Genomic DNA, 19,493 nt, shown 5'->3' with positions numbered 1-19,493 from the left:
CCGCCATTTTCATTCGTTATTTTTTATCTTTTACTTCTACTTTCGTACCGTCTGCATATTTGTATTCAACTTCAATTTTCGAATATGCGTCGATGCCTAACGCTTTCGTCACTTCAGCGATCACTTCTTCTTCGCTGCTCGTTTCTGTTAACTTTAAAGCATTGACGAACTCTTCTACTTTCGCAGTTGCGTCCGCTCCTTTAAATGCTTCATTCGTAACGTAGTTTTTATATTCATTATCTGTCGGATCATTTTTATCATATTCTAAATCGACCGCATCTTTCCCGTCGACATCAATTTCTACTTCAAACTTTTCAAAGTTTGTCGCTGCCACTTCTCCTGTTTGAGACTCTGTAGCAGGTGTTTCCGTTTCAACTTCTGGCGTTTCTACTGCATTGTCCTCTTGTTCTGTCGTCGGCGGTGTCACTTGTTGTTCTGGTTCCGGCGCTTCCTTATTTCCGTCGTTACCACAAGCCCCGAGTACGAGTGCTCCTGATAAAATAAGTGCGCTCATCGTTAACTGTTTGTTTTTCATACGATTTCACTGCCTTTCAAATTAAAGATTTCAATCGTGTACAGTGAATGTTTTCCCGTATTTCATTCATTTAAACATTACCATTTCCCAACCGTTCGCTCGATCGTTCCTAATAGCTGTCGTACACGTAATGGTTGCCCGTTGTCTAGCTCGATAATGCCGTCAAAATATCCTTTTACTCTTTGAATCTTTAGTTTCCCTAATTTCATTCGGAATACATCATTTTCTTCAAAGAAAGGAGTAAACGTTAATTGGACGCGCGTCGAATATTTCGTTTTAATGCTCCACGTGTCACTCACATTCGCTGGGTCGAACAAAAACTGCAACTCTTCATTAATAATATGAAGTTTTCCATCGATGACAACACCGTTATCTGTATACCCTTTACCGTCTGTCCACCCATTAGATAAATTGAGTCCGACTCTTTCATTTCCTACTTTTTGAGAAGCGACACCCCAACACCATTCTACTTTTCTTCCCCAAATACCACGCATCATATTTTCGACAGACAAGCTGTAATCTGGATGAAAATTATATTGACGATCTCCTAATGTAACAGAGCCTGACGTCGGCAATGTAAGTTGCTTAGATGTCATTTGATACTCCTCCACTGTTGTCGGAATCACAACATTAAGTGATTCATCTTGTGCAGGATGTTCAATCCGCAAATTTGTCTCAAAAGGTTCACCATCAAAAGAAGCGACTTTCGCTACTAAATGAGTCTCTCCTTCTTCGCGTATACATTCAATGGACAAGCCATCATGAATAAAATGTGAGGCATGTGTCGGATGACTCCCTAAAGCCATCTGGCGATTAAAAGTAACATCTACTTTTTCCATTAAAAAACGATCTGTTTCTAAATCAAAAAAGGAGACAGTTCCGACGACTGTATGACTAAAATCAGCAATTAAAAAAGTGAGCACCGCTTCTTCTCCGTAGACGATCCAATGGTTCCAATTTTTCCGACGGAAGAGGCGACGTTTCACATTCGCATCAATATGAGGAATCGGTGAATAGCCTACTGTTTGCATATTCAACTTTCCTTTTGCATCGCACAATGTGAGTAATTCCATACGCATCTCTCCCCTTTATACTCTTTCTCTCTATTGTAGCAGATTCAAAAAGTCTTTTCTTCCGTCCACCTTCTATCAATTTTTTAACGACTTTCCGAAAGAAGTCTCCCATCCTCAAGGAATGTGAAGGTGCGAATAGCACCAATGAGTAGGTGGGAGATGAATTTCGGTTGGCTTTAGCCAAAGAATTTGGTAAAATATAGACATAATGTTCTTTGACAACTGGATATATGGAGTTGCATACGGAAATAAGAGCGAAAACCAAGCCCCTCGTATGCGTAAAATATCCAAGGTACTAAAAACATTGCGTATCAGTAGGGTTGGAATGCCCCGAATTCACGCTCGTGGAGAACACATAAGACTTGCTTGCAAGCTATGTTCGTGGAAGCGAGAAGCCCCCACTTCAAACGAAGTTAAGTGGTGGGTAGTTCACATTAATACCCTTCTCGATTTCAAAATCTAAAAGACCGACTATATGATTAAAAAATATTATGCAACGTTATCAATCTGACGTTCATTTAACAAATGAAAACGAAAAGAAAGATTGCTCATACCCAATCCATCCATGCTTCACTCGTACAATTACATCAAACTTGTTAAATGAAAACCCCCTCTAGTTTTTTTACTAGAGGGGGGTTCGTTCTATTTATTTAAACATCATTGTCGCTTTGACTGCTTTTTGCCATCCTTCGTACAACTCATCACGACGTGCTTCTTCCATTTCTGGTTCGAACTTTTCATCCACTTTCCAATGAGCTGCAATTTCGTGTTTATCTTTCCAGAAGCCTACCGCAAGACCTGCGAGATAAGCTGCACCGAGTGCTGTCGTCTCTTTTACAATCGGACGGTCTACAGGAACTTGAAGTAAATCTGATTGGAATTGCATGAGTAAGTTATTATCTACTGCACCGCCGTCAACACGAAGACGTTTTAATGAAATGCCTGAGTCTTTTTCCATCGCATCGAGCACGTCTTTCGTTTGGTAAGCGAGTGATTCGAGTGTCGCACGGATGAAATGTTCTTTCGTCGTTCCACGTGTCACTCCGAAAATCGCACCGCGCGCTTCACTATCCCAATACGGTGCACCGAGTCCTACGAATGCAGGGACGACGTACACACCGTCTGTCGATTCAACGCGACGTGCATATTCTTCACTTTCTGGTGAATAACGGAACATACGAAGTCCGTCGCGCAACCATTGAATCGCACTACCCGCTACGAAAATACTTCCTTCTAACGCATATTCTACTTTGCCGTCTAATCCCCAAGCGATTGTCGTTAACAAACCGTTGTCCGATTGTACTGCTTTTTCGCCTGTGTTCATAAGCATGAAGCAACCTGTGCCGTATGTGTTTTTCACCATACCTTCTTCGATACATGCTTGACCGAAGAGAGCTGCTTGTTGGTCACCCGCGATTCCTGCGATTGGAACAGCACGACCGAAGAAGTGATCTGTCGATGTTTCAGCATAGACGTGAGAAGAAGGTTTTACTTCTGGTAACATGCTTTTCGGAACCGTTAATTTTTCTAATAAGAAGTCATCCCACTCAAGTTCGTGAATGTTGTACATGAGTGTACGAGATGCGTTCGTATAATCTGTCACGTGTGCTTGTCCACCAGAAAGTTTCCAAATGATCCACGTATCGATCGTACCGAACAATAGCTCGCCTGCCTCTGCTTGTTCGCGAGCCCCTTCTACATTGTCTAAAATCCATTTCACTTTCGTACCTGAGAAGTAAGGGTCTACAAGTAAACCTGTACGTGAACGAACTTCATCTTCTAAGCCCGCCTCGCGTAATTCATGACAAATACTTTCCGATTGGCGCGATTGCCAAACGATTGCATTGTAAATCGGTTCTCCAGTATTTTTATCCCATACGACTGTCGTTTCACGTTGGTTCGTAATTCCGATCGCTTCGATTTGGTCTGGTTGAATGTTACGTTTCGATAATACGCCTGCAATAACACTGAGTACCGAACTCCAAATTTCGTTCGCATCGTGCTCAACCCAACCTGGCTCTGGGAAATATTGTGTAAATTCTTGTTGGCTCGTAAAGTGAATTTCACCTTGTTTATTAAATAAAATCGCACGTGTACTTGTCGTACCTTGGTCTAATGATAAAATATAATGATCTTTTGTCATAATAGTTCCTCCTTTAAATTAAAAGTTAACGCTTCGTTTTTTCGTATCGAAGAGTGACGCGATAAGAATACCGACAATCAACACTGCGACAATCCAAAACGCGATCGATGTTTCTTGTAAGAAAATTTGTTTATAAAATAGTGCACCGAACACTCCTCCGAGAATTGGTGCCGCGATTGGAACCCAAGCATATCCCCAGTCAGAATCACCTTTATCCGGAATAGGTAAGAAGAAATGAGCTAAACGTGGACCGAGGTCACGCGCTGGGTTGATGGCATAACCAGTAGGCCCTCCTAAAGAAAGTCCTAACGCTACAATCAATGCCCCAACAACGAGTGGGTTCAAACCTTCTGTAAATTCATTCGCTCCGATAAATAAAATCGCTAACACTAACATAAATGTACCGATAATTTCTGTGACAACGTTTGCAAGAGGTGAGCGAATTGCTGGAATCGTTGCGAATACACCGAGCTTCGTCTCTTGATCCTCTGTTTTATAAAAGTGTGCAATATAAGCGAAGAAAACGATTACCGCACCAATGAAAGCGCCAACAATTTGTCCCGCAATGTACGGCATAATTTCATTGGTCGGGAATTCTCCAATCGCTGCCATACCGAGTGTCACCGCTGGATTTAAATGCGCCGCACTAAACGGAGCCGATGCATAAATTCCGAGTGTTACTCCGAGGCCCCAACCGACAGTAATGACAATCCAACCGCCACCGTTTGCTTTTGAATCATTTAAAACAACTCCTGCGACAACGCCGACACCTAATACAATTAACACCATCGTACCGATTAATTCACCAAAAAATCCTGTCATATTATTCTCCTCCTTTTAAATTTCGGGAGGCAGAGAGATGAAAAAACCCCACACGTATGCATATAGATGCATTCGTGTGGGGTCTCTATCCTCAGCCACTTTTTGTATTAACTTACATTCAATATAAGTGACGAGGTCCTTTGTGTCAACTACAAATTTATTTTCCACAAACTTTCGTTTGACGTTGTAACGGCATGTGCCCCTGCACGTAACGCTGCCTTCACTTGCTCTTCTGTATTGATCAATCCACCACTAATGACCGGAATGTTTGTCGTTTCTTTCACTTCGGTAATCACTTCTGGAATAATCCCAGGTAACACTTCAATGTAATCTGGTTTTGTTTGTCGGATGAGTGAATAACTCTTTTCCAAAGCCATCGAATCGAGTAAAAACATCCGTTGAATCGCAATGATATCTTTCTTTTTTGCTTTCAAAATAATGTTCGAGCGTGTGGAAATAATGCCATCCGGTCGAATGTCATGAAGCAAAAAGTCAGCCGCAAAATCATCCGTCTTCAATCCATGCACGAGATCGGCATGGATGAAGATTTTTTTATCGCGACGTTTCGCTTCTCTACGGATGAGTGCTAATTGACTAATGTGAACATCTAATAAAACGAATGTTTCAAAAGACGAGTCCATAATTTTTTCAAATTGTTGCATTTGCCTTAACGCGGGTAAAATCTTTTGCGTCACCATAAGCTTCCCTCACTATTCAGCAATCGCTTCAGTCGCACGTTCAATTTCAATGCGTAAGCCTTGCTCGTATTGATTACGTACATCGTCTTTCCAGCCGAAGTATTGTTGCATTACATTTATCACTTCGTCTTTCCATTGTAATGCGTAATCGATATTGAACAAAATATATCCTGTACGACGCAATAAGAAGTCAACAGGTGTCATCGCCATTTCTGCTTCCATCGCGTACATTAATTGTCCGTAAAGGTCATCTGGCAATTTCGAATCGTTATTGTCCATATAACTTACAACTTGTCCGATATTGCTTCCGTATAAACGAACGAGATGAACAGCGCGTTCCTTTTCGATGCCACGTTCTACTAATTTATTCGATTCTGTTTCGATAAATTGTGTTAATGCATCAGAACCACCAATTTTACCGCCTGAAATCGGCATATGTTTCGTACGGCTATTCGTATATAAAATATAGTTTTCTTGTTTGAATTTTTTCACGATGCGATCGACGATTGTTTCTGCCATTTTACGATAACCTGTTAATTTACCGCCCGCAATCGTCATAAGTCCCGATTCTGAAACCCAAATTTCATCTTTACGTGAAATTTCTGAAGGGTTTTTCCCATCTTCGTGAATTAATGGACGAACGCCCGCCCAGCTTGATTCAATATCTTCTTCTTTCACTTGGATATCTGGGAAGATGTATTCAATCGCCTTTAAAATGTATGCGCGGTCTTCTGATGTAACCGTCATGCGCTCTGGATCTCCATCATAAAATGTATCTGTCGTACCGACGTATGTTTTTCCTTGACGTGGAATCGCAAAGACCATACGTCCGTCTGGTGTATCGAAGTATACCGCTTGTTGAAGTGGGAATGTTTGTTGGTCAAAGACGAGGTGAACCCCTTTTGATAATTGAAGGTGTTTTCCTGCTTTTGAACCGTCCATTTCACGCACTTCATCGACCCATGGACCCGCTGCGTTTACGACGACTTTTGCATTGATTTCAAACGACTCTTTCGTTTTTAAATCTTGTGCGATGACACCTGTCACTTTGCCGTGAGAATAAACGAAGTTTTCCGCTTTCACGTAGTTTGCGACAACTGCACCGTATTCGATTGATTCTTTCATTACTTCTGTCGTTAAACGCGCATCATCTGTACGATATTCGACATAAAGACCGCCACCTAATAAACCGTCTTTTTTCACGATTGGAACTTTTTGTTCGACTTCTTCACGTGATAACATCGTACGGCGTTCTGACTTTTTAACTTGCGCTAATGTGTCGTACACTTTTAAACCGATTGAAGTTGAGAAACTACCGAATGTTCCTCCTTTATAAAATGGGAGTAACATTTGAACAGGTGTTGTAACGTGTGGACCGTTTTCATAAACAATCGCACGTTCGCGACCGAGTTCAGCTACTTCTTTAATTTCAAATTGTTTTAAATAACGTAATCCTCCGTGGACAAGTTTCGTTGAACGACTTGATGTACCGTGTGCGAAGTCTTCCATTTCTAGTAATGCGACACTCATGCCACGTGACGCTGCATCGAGTGCGATTCCGACTCCTGTAATTCCACCTCCGATGACGACGACTTCAAATGACTCTGATTGTAAACGTTGGATCATACTTTCACGTTGTTTTGTCATATTTTACCTCTCCTTTATAATAAAAAAGAGACCTCTCAACAAAGGTAGTGCGTCAAACACACTTCCCGTGAAAGGTCTCTCTATACTCAAACCGTATACAGTATTAACTTACTCTCATCATATCAAACTGCCTTGAAAAAGTAAAATGATGTCACTCAATTTTCAGTTCAACTTCCGGTGTCTTCACCTTATTACCAATTAAAGAAATCGCCGTTACACCGACGAGCATCGTCACGCCTCCGATCAACTGGAAAGTGCCGAGTCGAATACCGAACCATAAAATTGAAATGACCATTGCGGTTAACGGTTCGAAACTCGATAACACACTCGTCTCAACAGGCGTAATGTACGTCATGCTTCCTAAAAATAAAACGAAAGCAATCGTCCCGATAATGATAACACCGAGTAACATTAACGCGACTTGCCAATCGAACAATGTCGGGATGCCTTTAATGAAGGTAATAGGATTGAAGATGAGTAAGATGACCCCTCCAATAATCATTCCCCATCCGACAACAAGTAAAACTCCCCATTCTTGCATGAGACGTGCTGGATATAACGTATAAAATGAGAATGCAAAACCGACTGCAATGCCCCAAAATACAGCTTCGCGGCTAAGTGCAAATCCTTCTAACGTACCATCTGTCAGCAATAAAAAAAGACCGATCAAGGTCACGAGCATCCCTAAAATTTGCGCGATAGGTGGTACTGCTTTTTGAATGAATGAAACGAATAAAATAATATAAATTGGTGCTAAAAATTGAAAGAGTGTCGCAATGACCGCATTACTCGTATCAATCGATGCTAAAAATGTATATTGTACGCCGAGCATTCCAAATATCCCAAAAATAATTAATTTACGCGTCCAAAACGGTTGAGCGAACGGACGACGTATCAGAATTCCTCTCCATTTTAAAACTGCGAGAAGTCCCGCTCCTGCAACTAGCAAACGTAAAATGAGTAAAAATTGCTTACTCATCCCTTGATCCAAAATCCATTCCATCATCGGCCCAGTAGCGCCCCAAAACATCGCTCCGACCACGATCATTAAAATTCCTTTTGCACGTAGCATTCGTCCGTACAACTCCTTTCTTGACGCTTTACGCCATGTACGTTTACGTTAACATTGTTATGTCGTATAAGTCCATCGTTTACATTATCGGTAATCGTTAACTATACTTTTTGCTACTGAAAAATGAAAAAGAGAAAATTTTTTATTTTTCACACATTTATTTTTTATTAAAAAAGGTGTTTTATACCTATATATTAATAAGATAATACCTTTCTCATTTATGACCACTTTTTCGTATTTATATTTTTATGATAAACTGATAATATTTGAGAGATTATACTATTTTAGTCATATATTATCGATTATTCGAGAATCTTTTTAAGAGTCTTTTTTACTGATTTTATTATAGTAATCGCATATAATAGTATATTAGTTAGAGTGCAGAGAGAAAAGAGATTAAAGGAGTTATTTATTATGAAGGAAACAACTAAATCAGAGCTATACTTTTCCTGTTTAATGGATAGTCTAGATGAATACGTCATGGTAGTTAAGACCGATGCTGAAGGTTTTATTACGTATACGAATCAAAATTTTCTTCAAGTGAGTGAATGGACGCCAAAGCGAGTACTCGGGAAATCAATTTGGCAAATGTTTGATCCCTCTGAAGAAGACCAACAAAATGTCGACCTCATTTGGAAAACAGTACAAGCGAATCGCAATTATTTTGGCCAAGTGAAGAAAATGAGTAGGAAAGGGAAATCTTACTATGTCAAAATGTTAGCTACCCCTATTTTTGAAGAAGATCGATTACATGAAGTATTATTTTTACAATTAGATGTGACTGAAGATATGGAGTTACAAGAAAAATTAGAGCGCATCGCTTTTATCGATTTCGAAACAGGTTTAATGAGTCGATATAAACTCGAAATGTTAACGACAGATCGCATTAAAGAAAATCTTCATTTCTCATTCGTCCATTTAAATTTAGATTATTATATTTTTGATGATCAAGATAATAAAGCGAAGTTAGACTTGCAAATTATTCAACAATTTGCAAATCGTTTACAACGATTTTTCCAAGATAGTCCGATTGCACGAATTAATAAATACGAGTTCGTCATTTTAACACCTCATGCTGACTGGTTTATCCAAAGTTTTATGAACTTCTTAGAACAACAACCGATTCATATCGAACACTCTCAAATCAAATTAACAGTGAGCGGTGGCATCGCAAAGTTCCCAGAAGACCAACAAACGTATGAGCGATTATTACTCGCTGCACGCGAAGCGACACAATCGATTATACGGTCCGGAGGTGGCGATATTTTATCTTTAACGACAGAACAACATAAAAAAATCGATCGCCACGCTTTAATTAATGAACGTTTACCGTTAGCGATTCAAAATGGAGAGTTATCTGTCGTTTATCAACCACAACTCAATTTAAAGACAGGAGAAAGAAATGTGTATGAAGCACTCATTCGTTGGAATGACGAAGTTCTCGGAGAAGTAAAGCCGTATGAACTCATTCCTATTTCTGAAGAAAGTGGGCTCATCCATGAAATTGGGGATTTTTTATTCCGAACGGTCGCCCAGTTTGCTGCTGAACGGATAAAGGAAGAGCCGAATTTTCAAGTGGCGATTAATTCATCGATCCGTGAATTTATGAAAGATAATCATAGTGTGACACTGCAATCTATTTTAAATGAATACGACTGTCCAGCGAATGCAATTCAAATCGAAATTACAGAAAAATTTGCTTTCCAAGCAGAGGAACAGCAGTCGATTACGCGACAAATGCAGCAATTACAACAGCTCGGGATTACATTTGCGCTTGACGATTTCGGGACAGGTTATGCGTCTTTCCGATTTTTGCAAACATTACCAATTTCAATCGTTAAAATTGATAAATCATACATTCAATCGCTCGTCACTCATCCACAAACGACAAAGCTAGTAGAAGGTCTCATTCGACTTTGTCACTCACTCGACATTCATGTCGTCGCTGAAGGTGTTGAACAAGAAGGGCAATTTAAAATGTTAAAAAATCTCGGCATTGATGCAGTTCAAGGCTATTACATCGCTCAACCTGAAGCATTTTAATATGAAGAGCACATTCGAAATATTCGAATGTGCTCTTTTTGTCTATTATTTTTCTTGCGCGATGTACTTCCAAATCATCGTACTCAACACTTTCGCTTCTGACTCCCACCGTGTATTCATAAAACTCGCTCGAAACTCTCTTAAAATCGTATTAAGTAAAGTAGGACGTAATGGTGTTCTTTGTAATTCTTCTATTAAAAAGGAGAAGTATTCCAATTGCATCTTACTTAGATCGAGGCATTCTTGTTGAAACTGTTCTAGTTCCTCAATCAACTCTTCCGACGTCACTGTTACCTCAGATGTTGGGATATCAAAGCGTTGAAAAATCGAACTCCCGACAAATGCGTACTCGTCCCGAACCATAGGAGTAGCGATATAGTCAATGATGTTTACTAAATAGGAGACTAGCGCTCGCGCATCAATCACTTCATAATTGTGCGGTCTTGAAAAGTTCAAATATTGTTGAATCATGCCCGTGAACATAATGGACAAATCGGGTGCATATGGACGAATCTCTTCTCCATGTAAATCGATTAAACGCTCCGCAATCCATAATAGTTCTTCTTTAAAATGCTCTTCTAAAAATGACATGAGCTCGCGATTCCCTGAATAAAAGACTGCTTCATATAGAGGAAGTAGGTTGTCTTCTCGATTAATGACGAGACGTAATGCGACTTGTTCGGCAAAAATTGCTGGATTTTTTTTATTTTGCTCGGTTAACAATTCACTTCGCAACATTACTGCTTCTTCATATGACTTTTGAAGAATAGCTTTTAAACAATCATCTTTTGATTTGAAATAGTTATAAAACGTCCCTTTCGAAATATTCGCTTCATCTAATATGTGTTGGATCGATGTTGCGGGAAAACCTTGCTCAATAAATAGCCTTTGTGCAACACGTAACACATGTCGTTTCCGATCTTTCATAGTTTCCCTTCTCTCTTCCACCATTTCTTTCATTTAATTTAATCGAATTTAGACTGTTTGTCCAATTTTGATAAGTGACAGTTCATTTTTGTTGAATTGTCCATTTAAACTCGGTAGAATGTTCTAAGTGAACTTAGAGTATAAATAATAGACTATAGTTTCGGAGGTTCTTTATGAAAGATCAACAAAAACCCATTCCTTATGGGATGATCGCAATTTTGTTCTTCGGAGCATTCATTGCTTTTTTAAATAATACATTATTAAACATTGCTATCCCAACGATTATGGAAGAATTCTCTGTCGAAATTTCTACAGCACAATGGTTAACGACAGGATTTATGCTCGTGAACGGAATTTTAATTCCTGCGAGTGCTTTTTTTGTTCAACGTTTTACGAACCGCGCTTTATTTATTAGTGCGATGGCCTTTTTTACAGCCGGTACAGCACTCGCGATGGTTGCGCCGAGCTTCTTATTGCTCGTCGCTGGGCGTATGCTTCAAGCGACCGGTTCTGCACTGATGATGCCCCTCTTAATGAATATTATGCTCGTCACCTTCCCTATTGAAAAACGCGGAAGTGCGATGGGAGTATTCGGACTCGTTATGATCACAGCGCCAGCGATCGGACCGACATTGTCGGGATGGGTTATCGAACATTACTCATGGCGCACATTGTTCGGTATCGTTTTACCTTTCGCGTTTTTCATTTTACTCGTCGCGATTTTCAAATTAAAAAATGTGATGGATACACGACCTGTCCATCTCGATATTTTCTCTCTTCTTTTATCTTCCATCGGGTTCGGGGGAATTTTGTACGGATTTAGTGCAGCGGGTGAAAATGGTTGGACACATTGGTCTGTGTACGGAACGATTGCAGTCGGTACGATTGCGCTCACGATTTTTATCATTCGCCAATTGCGCATGAAAGAGCCTTTACTCGATTTACGCATTTATCGTTACCCGATGTTCGCTTTAGCGTCCGTCATTTCAGTCGTCATTTCGGTTTCGATGTTCTCTGCAATGATTTTAACGCCACTATACGTTCAAAACATTCGAGGTATTTCTCCTTTTGAATCTGGTATTCTCATGTTGCCGGGAGCGATTGTGATGGGAATTATGTCTCCCATTACCGGAAAACTATTCGATAAATACGGACCGAAAGCTTTAGCTTTAACCGGTTTAACAATTACTGTCTTCACGACGTTTTTATTAAGTCGACTCGGCTTCGACGACGGTTACTACTACATTATGGCCGTCTATACAGCGCGCATGTTCGGTATGTCGATGGTCATGATGCCGATTATGACGAACGGGTTGAACCAATTGCCGATGGAATCGAATCCACATGGTACAGCCATTAACAATACGTTACAACAAGTGTCCGGCGCGATCGGTTCAGCTATTTTACTAACGATTACGACGAAACATACACAAACAAAAATGGCAGAACTCCAAAGTGCAGCGACGATGCCGAGCGATCCGACTGAAGCTTCTCAAATGATGTTCCAAATCGCACAAGAAGCAACATTAAGTGGAATTAATCATACGTTCTTCTTATCGACCGTCATCGCGGCGCTCGCACTACTCCTCACATTATTTGTGAAACGTGTTCCAACCTCTTAAAACTCTTCTCTTTGAAGTCGTTGGATGCTTTCTGTAGGCACGGCATCAATTCAATGAAAAAGAGTAACATATACACAAAGAAATAAGGCCTTTTCCATTCGAAAACGAATAGAAAAGGCCTTATTTTTGTTCGATGCTCTTATTTAAATTATTGTACGATATTTTCTGGTGTTTCGCCGTTCAATACTGCGAGAATTGCTTCTACGTTCATTTCTGCCATTTTCGTACGCGTTGCGATTGACGCACTACCGATATGTGGTAAAGCGACGACGTTTGGCAATGTTAATAATTTATGGTTCGGGTCAATCGGTTCTTGTGAGTAAACGTCGAGACCTGCACCGAAGATTTTTCCTTCTTTTAATACGTCATACAATGCATCTTCATCAATAATTTCTCCGCGCGCTGCATTAATGACAATCGCATCTGGACGTAATAATGCAAGCTCTTCGCGCCCGAGAAGACCGTTCGTCTCTTCTGTAAGTGGTGCAAAGATTGCGATAAATTGACAAGTCTTTAATAAATCTTCCAATGAACGATATGTTAAATCGTATTTTTTCTCCGCTTCTTCTTTGCGTGTACGGTTATGATAAGAAATGTCCATATCAAATCCGTATGCACGACGTGCTAAAGCTTCTCCGATACGTCCCATTCCGATAATTCCAATCGAAGCTCCATGAATATCCATTCCTGCATAACCGAATGGTTCCCACGTGCTCCACTCGCCTGCACGAAGTGATTTTTCTGCCTGTGGTAATCGTCGTGCTGTCGACATTAATAAGCCGAATGCGAGGTCTGCTGTCGTATCAGAAAGTACGCCTGGTGTATTTGTCACTGTGATGCCACGCTCATTCGCCGCTGCGATATCGATATTGTTATATCCTACCGCCATATTCGCTACAACTTTCAAGTTCGGGAGCGCATCCATCACTTCGCTCGTCACTTGGTCACTCAGTGCTGTCCAAAGTGCGACGACACGGTCCCCGTATTGAAGCGCTTCCTCGATTGGTGTACCTGTAATATTGTGAATGTCACATTGAATCACTTCATGATTTTCACGAAGTGGCGCAACGATCGATTCATCTAATTGGCGTGTTACATAAATGATTGATTTCATAATAATCCAAACCCCTTCCAACGATATTGTAATCTCCTCTTTAGTCTCTCACATTTCTAACACAAAAACTACAAAAGTGTAGCGATGCGCTACACTTTTGTAAATTATAAATCATCAAATCCATTTAAATCTGATGTTTTCGTATATTGACGTGATTTTTGTTCGAAGAAGTCTGTTTTTACGCCATCGAAGTTATCGACATAAGCGCGAATCCATTTCATCGGATTGTCATAATAATCTTCATAAATTTCAGATAAGCCCATCATGCGTAACATTTTGTTCGCACGATATTTAATATAACCGATCATATCTTCCATTTCGATTCCTTCAACGTCCGACAAGACGTATGTCGCCCATTCTTTCTCCATCTCGACGTTGTGGCGGTATTGGTCATACACCCACTCGATGAACTGTTCGTTATTGTATTCAGGGTTTTCGGCAAGTGTTGCACGGAACAATTCACTAATGAAACGCGCATGCTGTAATTCGTCACGGTTAATGAAACTGATCATCGTACTCGTCGCCACCATTTTGTTATGGCGAGCTAAGTTGTAGAAGTATGCGAACGCACTGTAGAAGTACATCCCTTCTAATAAAGATGTGTACACCATCGCTTTTAACGCTGTTTCAATCGTCGGCGTTTCCGCAAATTCATTATAAATTTCTACAATACGCTCGTTACGCTTTAATAAAACAGGGTCACGGCGTCCCATTTCGAACGCTTCGATTTGACCGTTTAAGTCCGTCACACTCGACAATACGTAAGCGTACGAATGGTTATGTTCACTTTCTTGATCCGCAACCGTTGCCATAATTGATTTTACAGAAGGATCGGTAGTGAAATCTGCTAGTTTTGCCGCAAGATCTGTTTGTGGCGCATCGAGCGTCGCTAATAAACCGATAATTTTTAAATAAGCGTCTTGTTCTGCAGCTGTCAATGTCGCAAACTGTTTCACGTCCGGTGTCATATCCACTTCTGCCGCAATCCAAAATTGCGCACGAATTTCTTCTCGAATTTCATAAAAGTGAGGATATTTAATGTCATTCCAGTTCAAAATACCGCTCGCTTCACCACCGAATAATTTCGTTGCACGGTTCGGCTCCATCGGCTCTAACACTTTTGCCTTCGTTAACATTGTCGTCATAATCATTCTCCTTTATTTTTTATAGAAAAAAAGCCTATTGCCTAAACTGTAGGCCCATAGGCTTTGTCGTCTCTTTTCAAATTGTAAAAGTGTTGAATGACGCGCTCTGTCCATTCTTCAACGAACTGCTCTTGATGTCCCCTCGGACTTTGTTCGATGCGTAAAGGAGGGAGTGGAGAATGATAAAACTTCGCCAATTTCGTCGCCGCATGGCAAAATAAATCATCGCCTCCAAACTGTGTATCTCCTGTTCCGAAAATGTAGACGAGGTCGGGTTTAAATCCGACTTGCGCGATAAATTTTTTCACTTTTACAGGTGTATCTCCCTTTCCCCATGTGAAGCAACCGAGCATAAATGCATCGTATGCAGTCACATCAGGAATCGGGGCATTCGAACCGATTCGATACAGAGTGACGTCAATGGAAGCCTCGTTCAATTGACGTCGGATTAACTCTGCTACTTCTCTCGTATTGCCACTCCACGACATGTAGGCAATTAAGAATGACACCATTCACACTCCTCGATATTCGACGCTGTCGAACGAGTGTAATATGTTGATTTCATTCCTGAATCCCAAGCTTGTAAGTGGAGTCCTAATAAGACAGAAGCACGAATCGTATTCGGCACGTAAATATTAAATGAAATCGCTTGGTCAATGTGACGTTGACGTGCTGCGTTTTGCTTCACGCTCCAACGTTGATCGACGATATATGCTGAACGACGGTATACGTCGTACGTATTGTGATCTAAATCAGGTGCGATTACTGGTAAGCGGTAGTTTTTCTTCTCTTCGTGGAAGAACGGTTGGAAAATCGGGTCAATCGACGCTGTTGATCCTGCAATCACAGACGTTGATGAGTTCGGTGCAACAGCCATTAAATAACCGTTACGCATACCGCGCTCTTTCACTTTCGCACGGAGCTCGTTCCACTCATCCGACTCGTACTGACGACGTTCGAAGTATTCCCCTGTTTCCCAATCAGAACCTTCAAATAAAGGATATGCTCCTTTTTCTTCCGCTAATTTCGATGATGCGTCAATCGTTAAGTACGCGATTTTTTCATAAAGTTCATCCGCATATTCAACCGCTTCATCCGACTCCCATTGCACACCTTTCAATGCGAGCAAATGGTGCCAACCGAATGTGCCGAGACCGATTCCACGGTAGCGCTCATTCGTACGACGCGCCTGCAATACTGGAATTTTATTTAAGTCGATGACATTGTCCAACATGCGAACTTGAATTGGAATTAAGCGTTCTAAAATGTCTGCTGGAACTGCTTTTCCTAAGTTAATTGATGACAAGTTACAAACGACGAAATCGCCTGGCTTTTTGCGTGTAACGATGACATCATCTTCTAATTCCATCGTCTCGAACGTTGTCGGACTCATGTTTTGCGCAATTTCTGTACAAAGGTTAGAAGAATAAATAATGCCTTCATGTTTGTTCGGGTTTGCACGGTTCACTTCGTCACGGTAGAACATGAATGGTGTACCTGTTTCGAGTTGTGAACGCATGACGCGCTTCATAATGTCAATCGCTTGGACTGTTTCACGTGACAACTCTTCGTTCGCTACACATGCTGCGTACTTTTCACGGAATGAACCTTCTCCACGCTTCTCATCGTAAAAGTCTTCTAAAGAGAAGCCCATCACTTCGCGAACTTCGTGCGGGTCGAATAAATGCCATTCTCCACGCGCTTCTACCGCTTCCATGAAGACGTCTGGAATACAAACACCTGTGAAAATGTCATGTGCGCGTAAACGCTCATCCCCGTTGTTCAACTTTAAGTCGAGGAATGTTGAAATATCGCGATGCCACACGTCTAAATAAACAGCGATCGCTCCTTGACGTTGACCGAGCTGGTCGACCGATACCGCTGTGTTGTTCAATTGTTTAATCCAAGGAAGAACGCCTGATGATGCGCCTTTAAAGCCACGAATTGCTGAACCACGCGCACGTACTTTCCCCATGTAAACACCGATACCGCCACCGAACTTCGATAAGTTCGCAACGTCCGTATTCGAGTCGTAAATGCCTTGCAATGAATCATCTACCGTATCGATAAAGCATGATGACAATTGACCGTGTGTTTTTCCGGCGTTCGCTAATGTCGGTGTTGCGACCGTCATGTACAAGCTGCTCATCGCCCAGTATGCTTCACGCACGTACTCCATACGACGTTCTTTCGCTTCATCTTGCATCAATGTTAAAGCGATCACTAACCAACGCTCTTGAGGCAATTCTACAGGTTCTTTCGAATAATCAACTGCGACGTAACGATCGACAAATGTTTTTAACCCGATATACGTAAATAATTCATCGCGCTCTTTTTCGATAAACGTACCCGCTTCTTCTAACTCTTCCGCCGTGTATTTCTCGACGAGCACAGGAGTGTAGAGACCTGCATCAACAAGCTTTTGGACGTTTTGTGCGAAGTCTGTATACACCTCGACACCACGTTTACGCTTTTGATCCGCATAAATTTTAATCGCATAAATACGTGAAGCAACAAATGTCCAATGTGGTGCTGTCTCATCGATAAAGCTCAATACGTCAAGTACCATCGCATCTGCCCACTCCGAGTCCGAACGCTCTGGGTAACGCGTTAACCAACGCTCACTCGCATCCAATAATTCTTGCACCTTTTCTTGTCCATAACGTGCGATTGCATCTTCTAAAATCGCTTGAATTACAGGTCTTTCTGTCATCGTTGTCATCGTCATTCCTCCTGAAATTTCTTGAAGTTAAATTACTTACAAAACCAGCCTTTTCAATTAAAAAAAAGCCATTTTTGTAAGTAATCAAAAGTAAGCTCTTTTCACTGAAACACAAGATATAGTATGTCAACTTCGAAACATACCACGATATATTGTGTTTTATTCTTTTTTCATTGTAGAAGAGTAACTCGATTTTTGCAAGCTACACAAAATACTAATTTTAAATTTTAGGAGTACAATTAGGCGTATTTAGCCGTTTTTCCTATGCGTAAAAAAGAACAACAGTTCTCGTTCTTTCTAGTGCAAACTCTATTATACCACCTATTTTTTTTTACGCTCGTCTTTTTGTTTAAACGAACAAAAAATTGCAAGTTCGCCAAAGACGTTCTTGCAATTTAGTCATTCTTTCTCATTTTACTTTTTTAATTGCTCTAGTGCTTTTTCTGGAATGTCATTTTCTTGTACTTCTTCGTAAGAGGTGACCCCTTTTGACTCTTTATAAAACAATTTTAAATAAGCGTCACGACGCAAGTTTTTATGACTTGTGAACGTCATTTCTTTCATGTCGCCTTGCTCATTATAAGCTGGTAACTGGTAACTAAAACGTTCCATCTTTTCACCTGTGTCAATTACCGTAACTTCACTTTCACCGTCCGTCGTAATTTGAATATAATAATGCTCCGCTCCAAAACGATTTAAATTCGTTCCGCGTAAAAAGTAAAATAAAACACTTAAAAGCAATAAAACAGCAATCGTTAAAATTATTCCTATTTTTTTCATTCGTTCGTCTTCCTTTCTTTTTTCAAAGCGATTGTGCCGCTGTAATGATCAAAGTAAAACGGCTTCGTGCGGCGTATGAGACGTGTTACGATATGAAGAATAATCGTCACATTGACGAAAACAGAAAGGAAATTGATCGCAATTAAAAAGATGAGTGTCCATCCTGTTTCGTTCGGCACTGCCGCATCAGTCATCGACGAAATCATTCCTAGCATGTACGGTAGCATAATCGCAATATAACGCTTCACTAAGCTAAGTCCGAGCGTATGTTGAATCGTTTCGTAACGAATGTTCACTATACGAGCACCGAGAGTCCGCCCACGACTTACAAGTGGGACGAGGACGATCATCACAAATAATGTGATGAAAAATAATAGTTGTTGTTCAAACCATTGTTGATTGCCGAAAGCAGCAATTATTCCTGCGATTACTTGTGCAGCAATAATATCGAAGAAAAGTGCTAACAATTCCGCCCCTCTTGTCGCTTCACGCTTTTCAGACATCGCCGCATCACGTATTTGTAACGACGACTTCGATGGAATGAACATTAAAAAGAGTGGCGCTAAAATGAAACCGAGCACAGCTCCTGTCGTATTCGCCATTAAATCATCGACATCAAACAATCGGTACGGGCACGTATAAAATCCGTACAGTCCCGTCAACTGTGTCACTTCAAAAAAGAGCGAGACAGAAAATCCGAGGACGAACGCTTTCCAAATGTTACGTTTCTGTTTCCACATATATCGAATATATACACCGAGTGGCAAGAGTAACAATATGTTGAAAATTAATTGATAAAAAGCAGGTGTTTTCGCTAATTGTTTATAAGAAGCGAGAGACGACCACTGAATCGTCGCCTCACGCTGAATATCTGTTATAAATTGAAACGGCGTCGTCTGCATATAATGATTAAGTGGCAAACGCTCTGCGCAGTTCACACGCGACTCTGGTAAGGGCAAAATGACGAGGAAGAAGGCGCTCAAACTGTAAAAAATGAAAGTGGCGAGCATAAATGACTTCCAAAAGCTGTAATAGCCATATTTTCGATATTGATAAATAGCCCACGGTACGGTTACGAGCATCGCAATCGCTGCGAAAACGAGCATCGCCGATACAATTGGCGTCACGTATGCACTCATTCCACTTCATC

At 40.8% G+C, this 19,493-nt stretch carries 16 protein-coding genes; 2 read left to right on the top strand and 14 right to left on the bottom strand.

Going from position 1 to position 19,493, the window contains the following annotated elements:
- Positions 1 to 16 precede the first annotated feature (16 nt).
- The 7 genes from ACFQ0V_RS00465 to ACFQ0V_RS00435 all read right to left on the bottom strand — a co-directional run bounded on the left by ACFQ0V_RS00465 (position 17) and on the right by ACFQ0V_RS00435 (position 7,990).
- Positions 17 to 535 (bottom strand): YusW family protein, encoded by a 519-nt coding sequence (locus ACFQ0V_RS00465; RefSeq protein ID WP_381008634.1) that lies wholly within the window; start codon positions 533 to 535, stop codon positions 17 to 19.
- A gap of 77 nt (positions 536 to 612) precedes the next feature.
- Positions 613 to 1,608: a DUF2804 domain-containing protein gene (locus tag ACFQ0V_RS00460; protein WP_381008632.1), complete on the bottom strand. Its 996-nt coding sequence runs from the start codon at positions 1,606 to 1,608 to the stop codon at positions 613 to 615.
- Positions 1,609 to 2,254: 646 nt separating this feature from the next.
- Positions 2,255 to 3,751: a glycerol kinase GlpK gene (glpK, locus tag ACFQ0V_RS00455; RefSeq protein WP_381008630.1), complete on the bottom strand. Its 1,497-nt coding sequence runs from the start codon at positions 3,749 to 3,751 to the stop codon at positions 2,255 to 2,257.
- Positions 3,752 to 3,769: 18 nt separating this feature from the next.
- Complete coding sequence (locus ACFQ0V_RS00450) at positions 3,770 to 4,573, bottom strand: MIP/aquaporin family protein (protein ID WP_381008628.1); 804 nt, start codon at positions 4,571 to 4,573, stop codon at positions 3,770 to 3,772.
- A 149-nt stretch (positions 4,574 to 4,722) separates the two neighbouring features.
- Complete coding sequence (locus tag ACFQ0V_RS00445) at positions 4,723 to 5,271, bottom strand: glycerol-3-phosphate responsive antiterminator (protein ID WP_381008626.1); 549 nt, start codon at positions 5,269 to 5,271, stop codon at positions 4,723 to 4,725.
- Positions 5,272 to 5,283: 12 nt separating this feature from the next.
- On the bottom strand, positions 5,284 to 6,918 hold the full coding sequence (locus ACFQ0V_RS00440) for a glycerol-3-phosphate dehydrogenase/oxidase (RefSeq protein WP_381008624.1): 1,635 nt from the start codon (positions 6,916 to 6,918) through the stop codon (positions 5,284 to 5,286).
- 151 nt (positions 6,919 to 7,069) lie between these two features.
- The gene (locus ACFQ0V_RS00435; protein WP_381008622.1) at positions 7,070 to 7,990 is read right to left on the bottom strand and encodes a DMT family transporter; all 921 of its coding nucleotides are present in this window, start codon (positions 7,988 to 7,990) and stop codon (positions 7,070 to 7,072) included.
- Positions 7,991 to 8,404: 414 nt separating this feature from the next.
- Here ACFQ0V_RS00435 and ACFQ0V_RS00430 point away from each other — a divergent pair, with 414 nt between their 5' ends.
- The gene (locus tag ACFQ0V_RS00430; RefSeq protein ID WP_381008620.1) at positions 8,405 to 10,033 is read left to right on the top strand and encodes an EAL domain-containing protein; all 1,629 of its coding nucleotides are present in this window, start codon (positions 8,405 to 8,407) and stop codon (positions 10,031 to 10,033) included.
- Positions 10,034 to 10,078: 45 nt separating this feature from the next.
- On the opposite strand, the gene ACFQ0V_RS00425 is transcribed toward ACFQ0V_RS00430, so the two are convergent.
- A complete protein-coding gene (locus ACFQ0V_RS00425; protein WP_381008618.1) occupies positions 10,079 to 10,960 on the bottom strand; it encodes a TetR/AcrR family transcriptional regulator in 882 nt (293 codons plus the stop codon).
- A gap of 173 nt (positions 10,961 to 11,133) precedes the next feature.
- Between ACFQ0V_RS00425 and ACFQ0V_RS00420 the strand changes: the two genes are divergently transcribed.
- Complete coding sequence (locus tag ACFQ0V_RS00420) at positions 11,134 to 12,582, top strand: DHA2 family efflux MFS transporter permease subunit (protein WP_381008616.1); 1,449 nt, start codon at positions 11,134 to 11,136, stop codon at positions 12,580 to 12,582.
- Between the two features lie 148 nt (positions 12,583 to 12,730).
- On the opposite strand, the gene ACFQ0V_RS00415 is transcribed toward ACFQ0V_RS00420, so the two are convergent.
- The 6 genes from ACFQ0V_RS00415 to ACFQ0V_RS00390 form a co-directional block, all read right to left on the bottom strand.
- Positions 12,731 to 13,696, bottom strand: coding sequence for a 2-hydroxyacid dehydrogenase (locus tag ACFQ0V_RS00415; protein ID WP_381008614.1), 966 nt, complete (start codon positions 13,694 to 13,696; stop codon positions 12,731 to 12,733).
- 104 nt (positions 13,697 to 13,800) lie between these two features.
- The gene (locus ACFQ0V_RS00410) at positions 13,801 to 14,844 is read right to left on the bottom strand and encodes a ribonucleotide-diphosphate reductase subunit beta (protein ID WP_381008809.1); all 1,044 of its coding nucleotides are present in this window, start codon (positions 14,842 to 14,844) and stop codon (positions 13,801 to 13,803) included.
- A 38-nt stretch (positions 14,845 to 14,882) separates the two neighbouring features.
- Complete coding sequence (locus ACFQ0V_RS00405; RefSeq protein WP_381008612.1) at positions 14,883 to 15,353, bottom strand: flavodoxin; 471 nt, start codon at positions 15,351 to 15,353, stop codon at positions 14,883 to 14,885.
- The gene (locus ACFQ0V_RS00400) at positions 15,338 to 17,569 is read right to left on the bottom strand and encodes a ribonucleoside-diphosphate reductase subunit alpha (protein WP_381008610.1); all 2,232 of its coding nucleotides are present in this window, start codon (positions 17,567 to 17,569) and stop codon (positions 15,338 to 15,340) included. Before ACFQ0V_RS00400 ends, ACFQ0V_RS00405 begins: the two co-directional genes overlap by 16 nt.
- A gap of 408 nt (positions 17,570 to 17,977) precedes the next feature.
- Positions 17,978 to 18,343: a YxeA family protein gene (locus tag ACFQ0V_RS00395; RefSeq protein ID WP_381008608.1), complete on the bottom strand. Its 366-nt coding sequence runs from the start codon at positions 18,341 to 18,343 to the stop codon at positions 17,978 to 17,980.
- Positions 18,340 to 19,482: a VanZ family protein gene (locus ACFQ0V_RS00390; RefSeq protein ID WP_381008606.1), complete on the bottom strand. Its 1,143-nt coding sequence runs from the start codon at positions 19,480 to 19,482 to the stop codon at positions 18,340 to 18,342. The genes ACFQ0V_RS00395 and ACFQ0V_RS00390 overlap by 4 nt, the downstream gene beginning before the upstream one ends.
- Between the last annotated feature and the right edge of the window lie 11 nt (positions 19,483 to 19,493).

The organism is Savagea faecisuis, from assembly GCF_042675605.1.
Lineage (GTDB): Bacteria > Bacillota > Bacilli > Bacillales_A > Planococcaceae > Savagea > Savagea faecisuis.
This window is presented reverse-complemented; position numbering and strand designations above follow the sequence as displayed.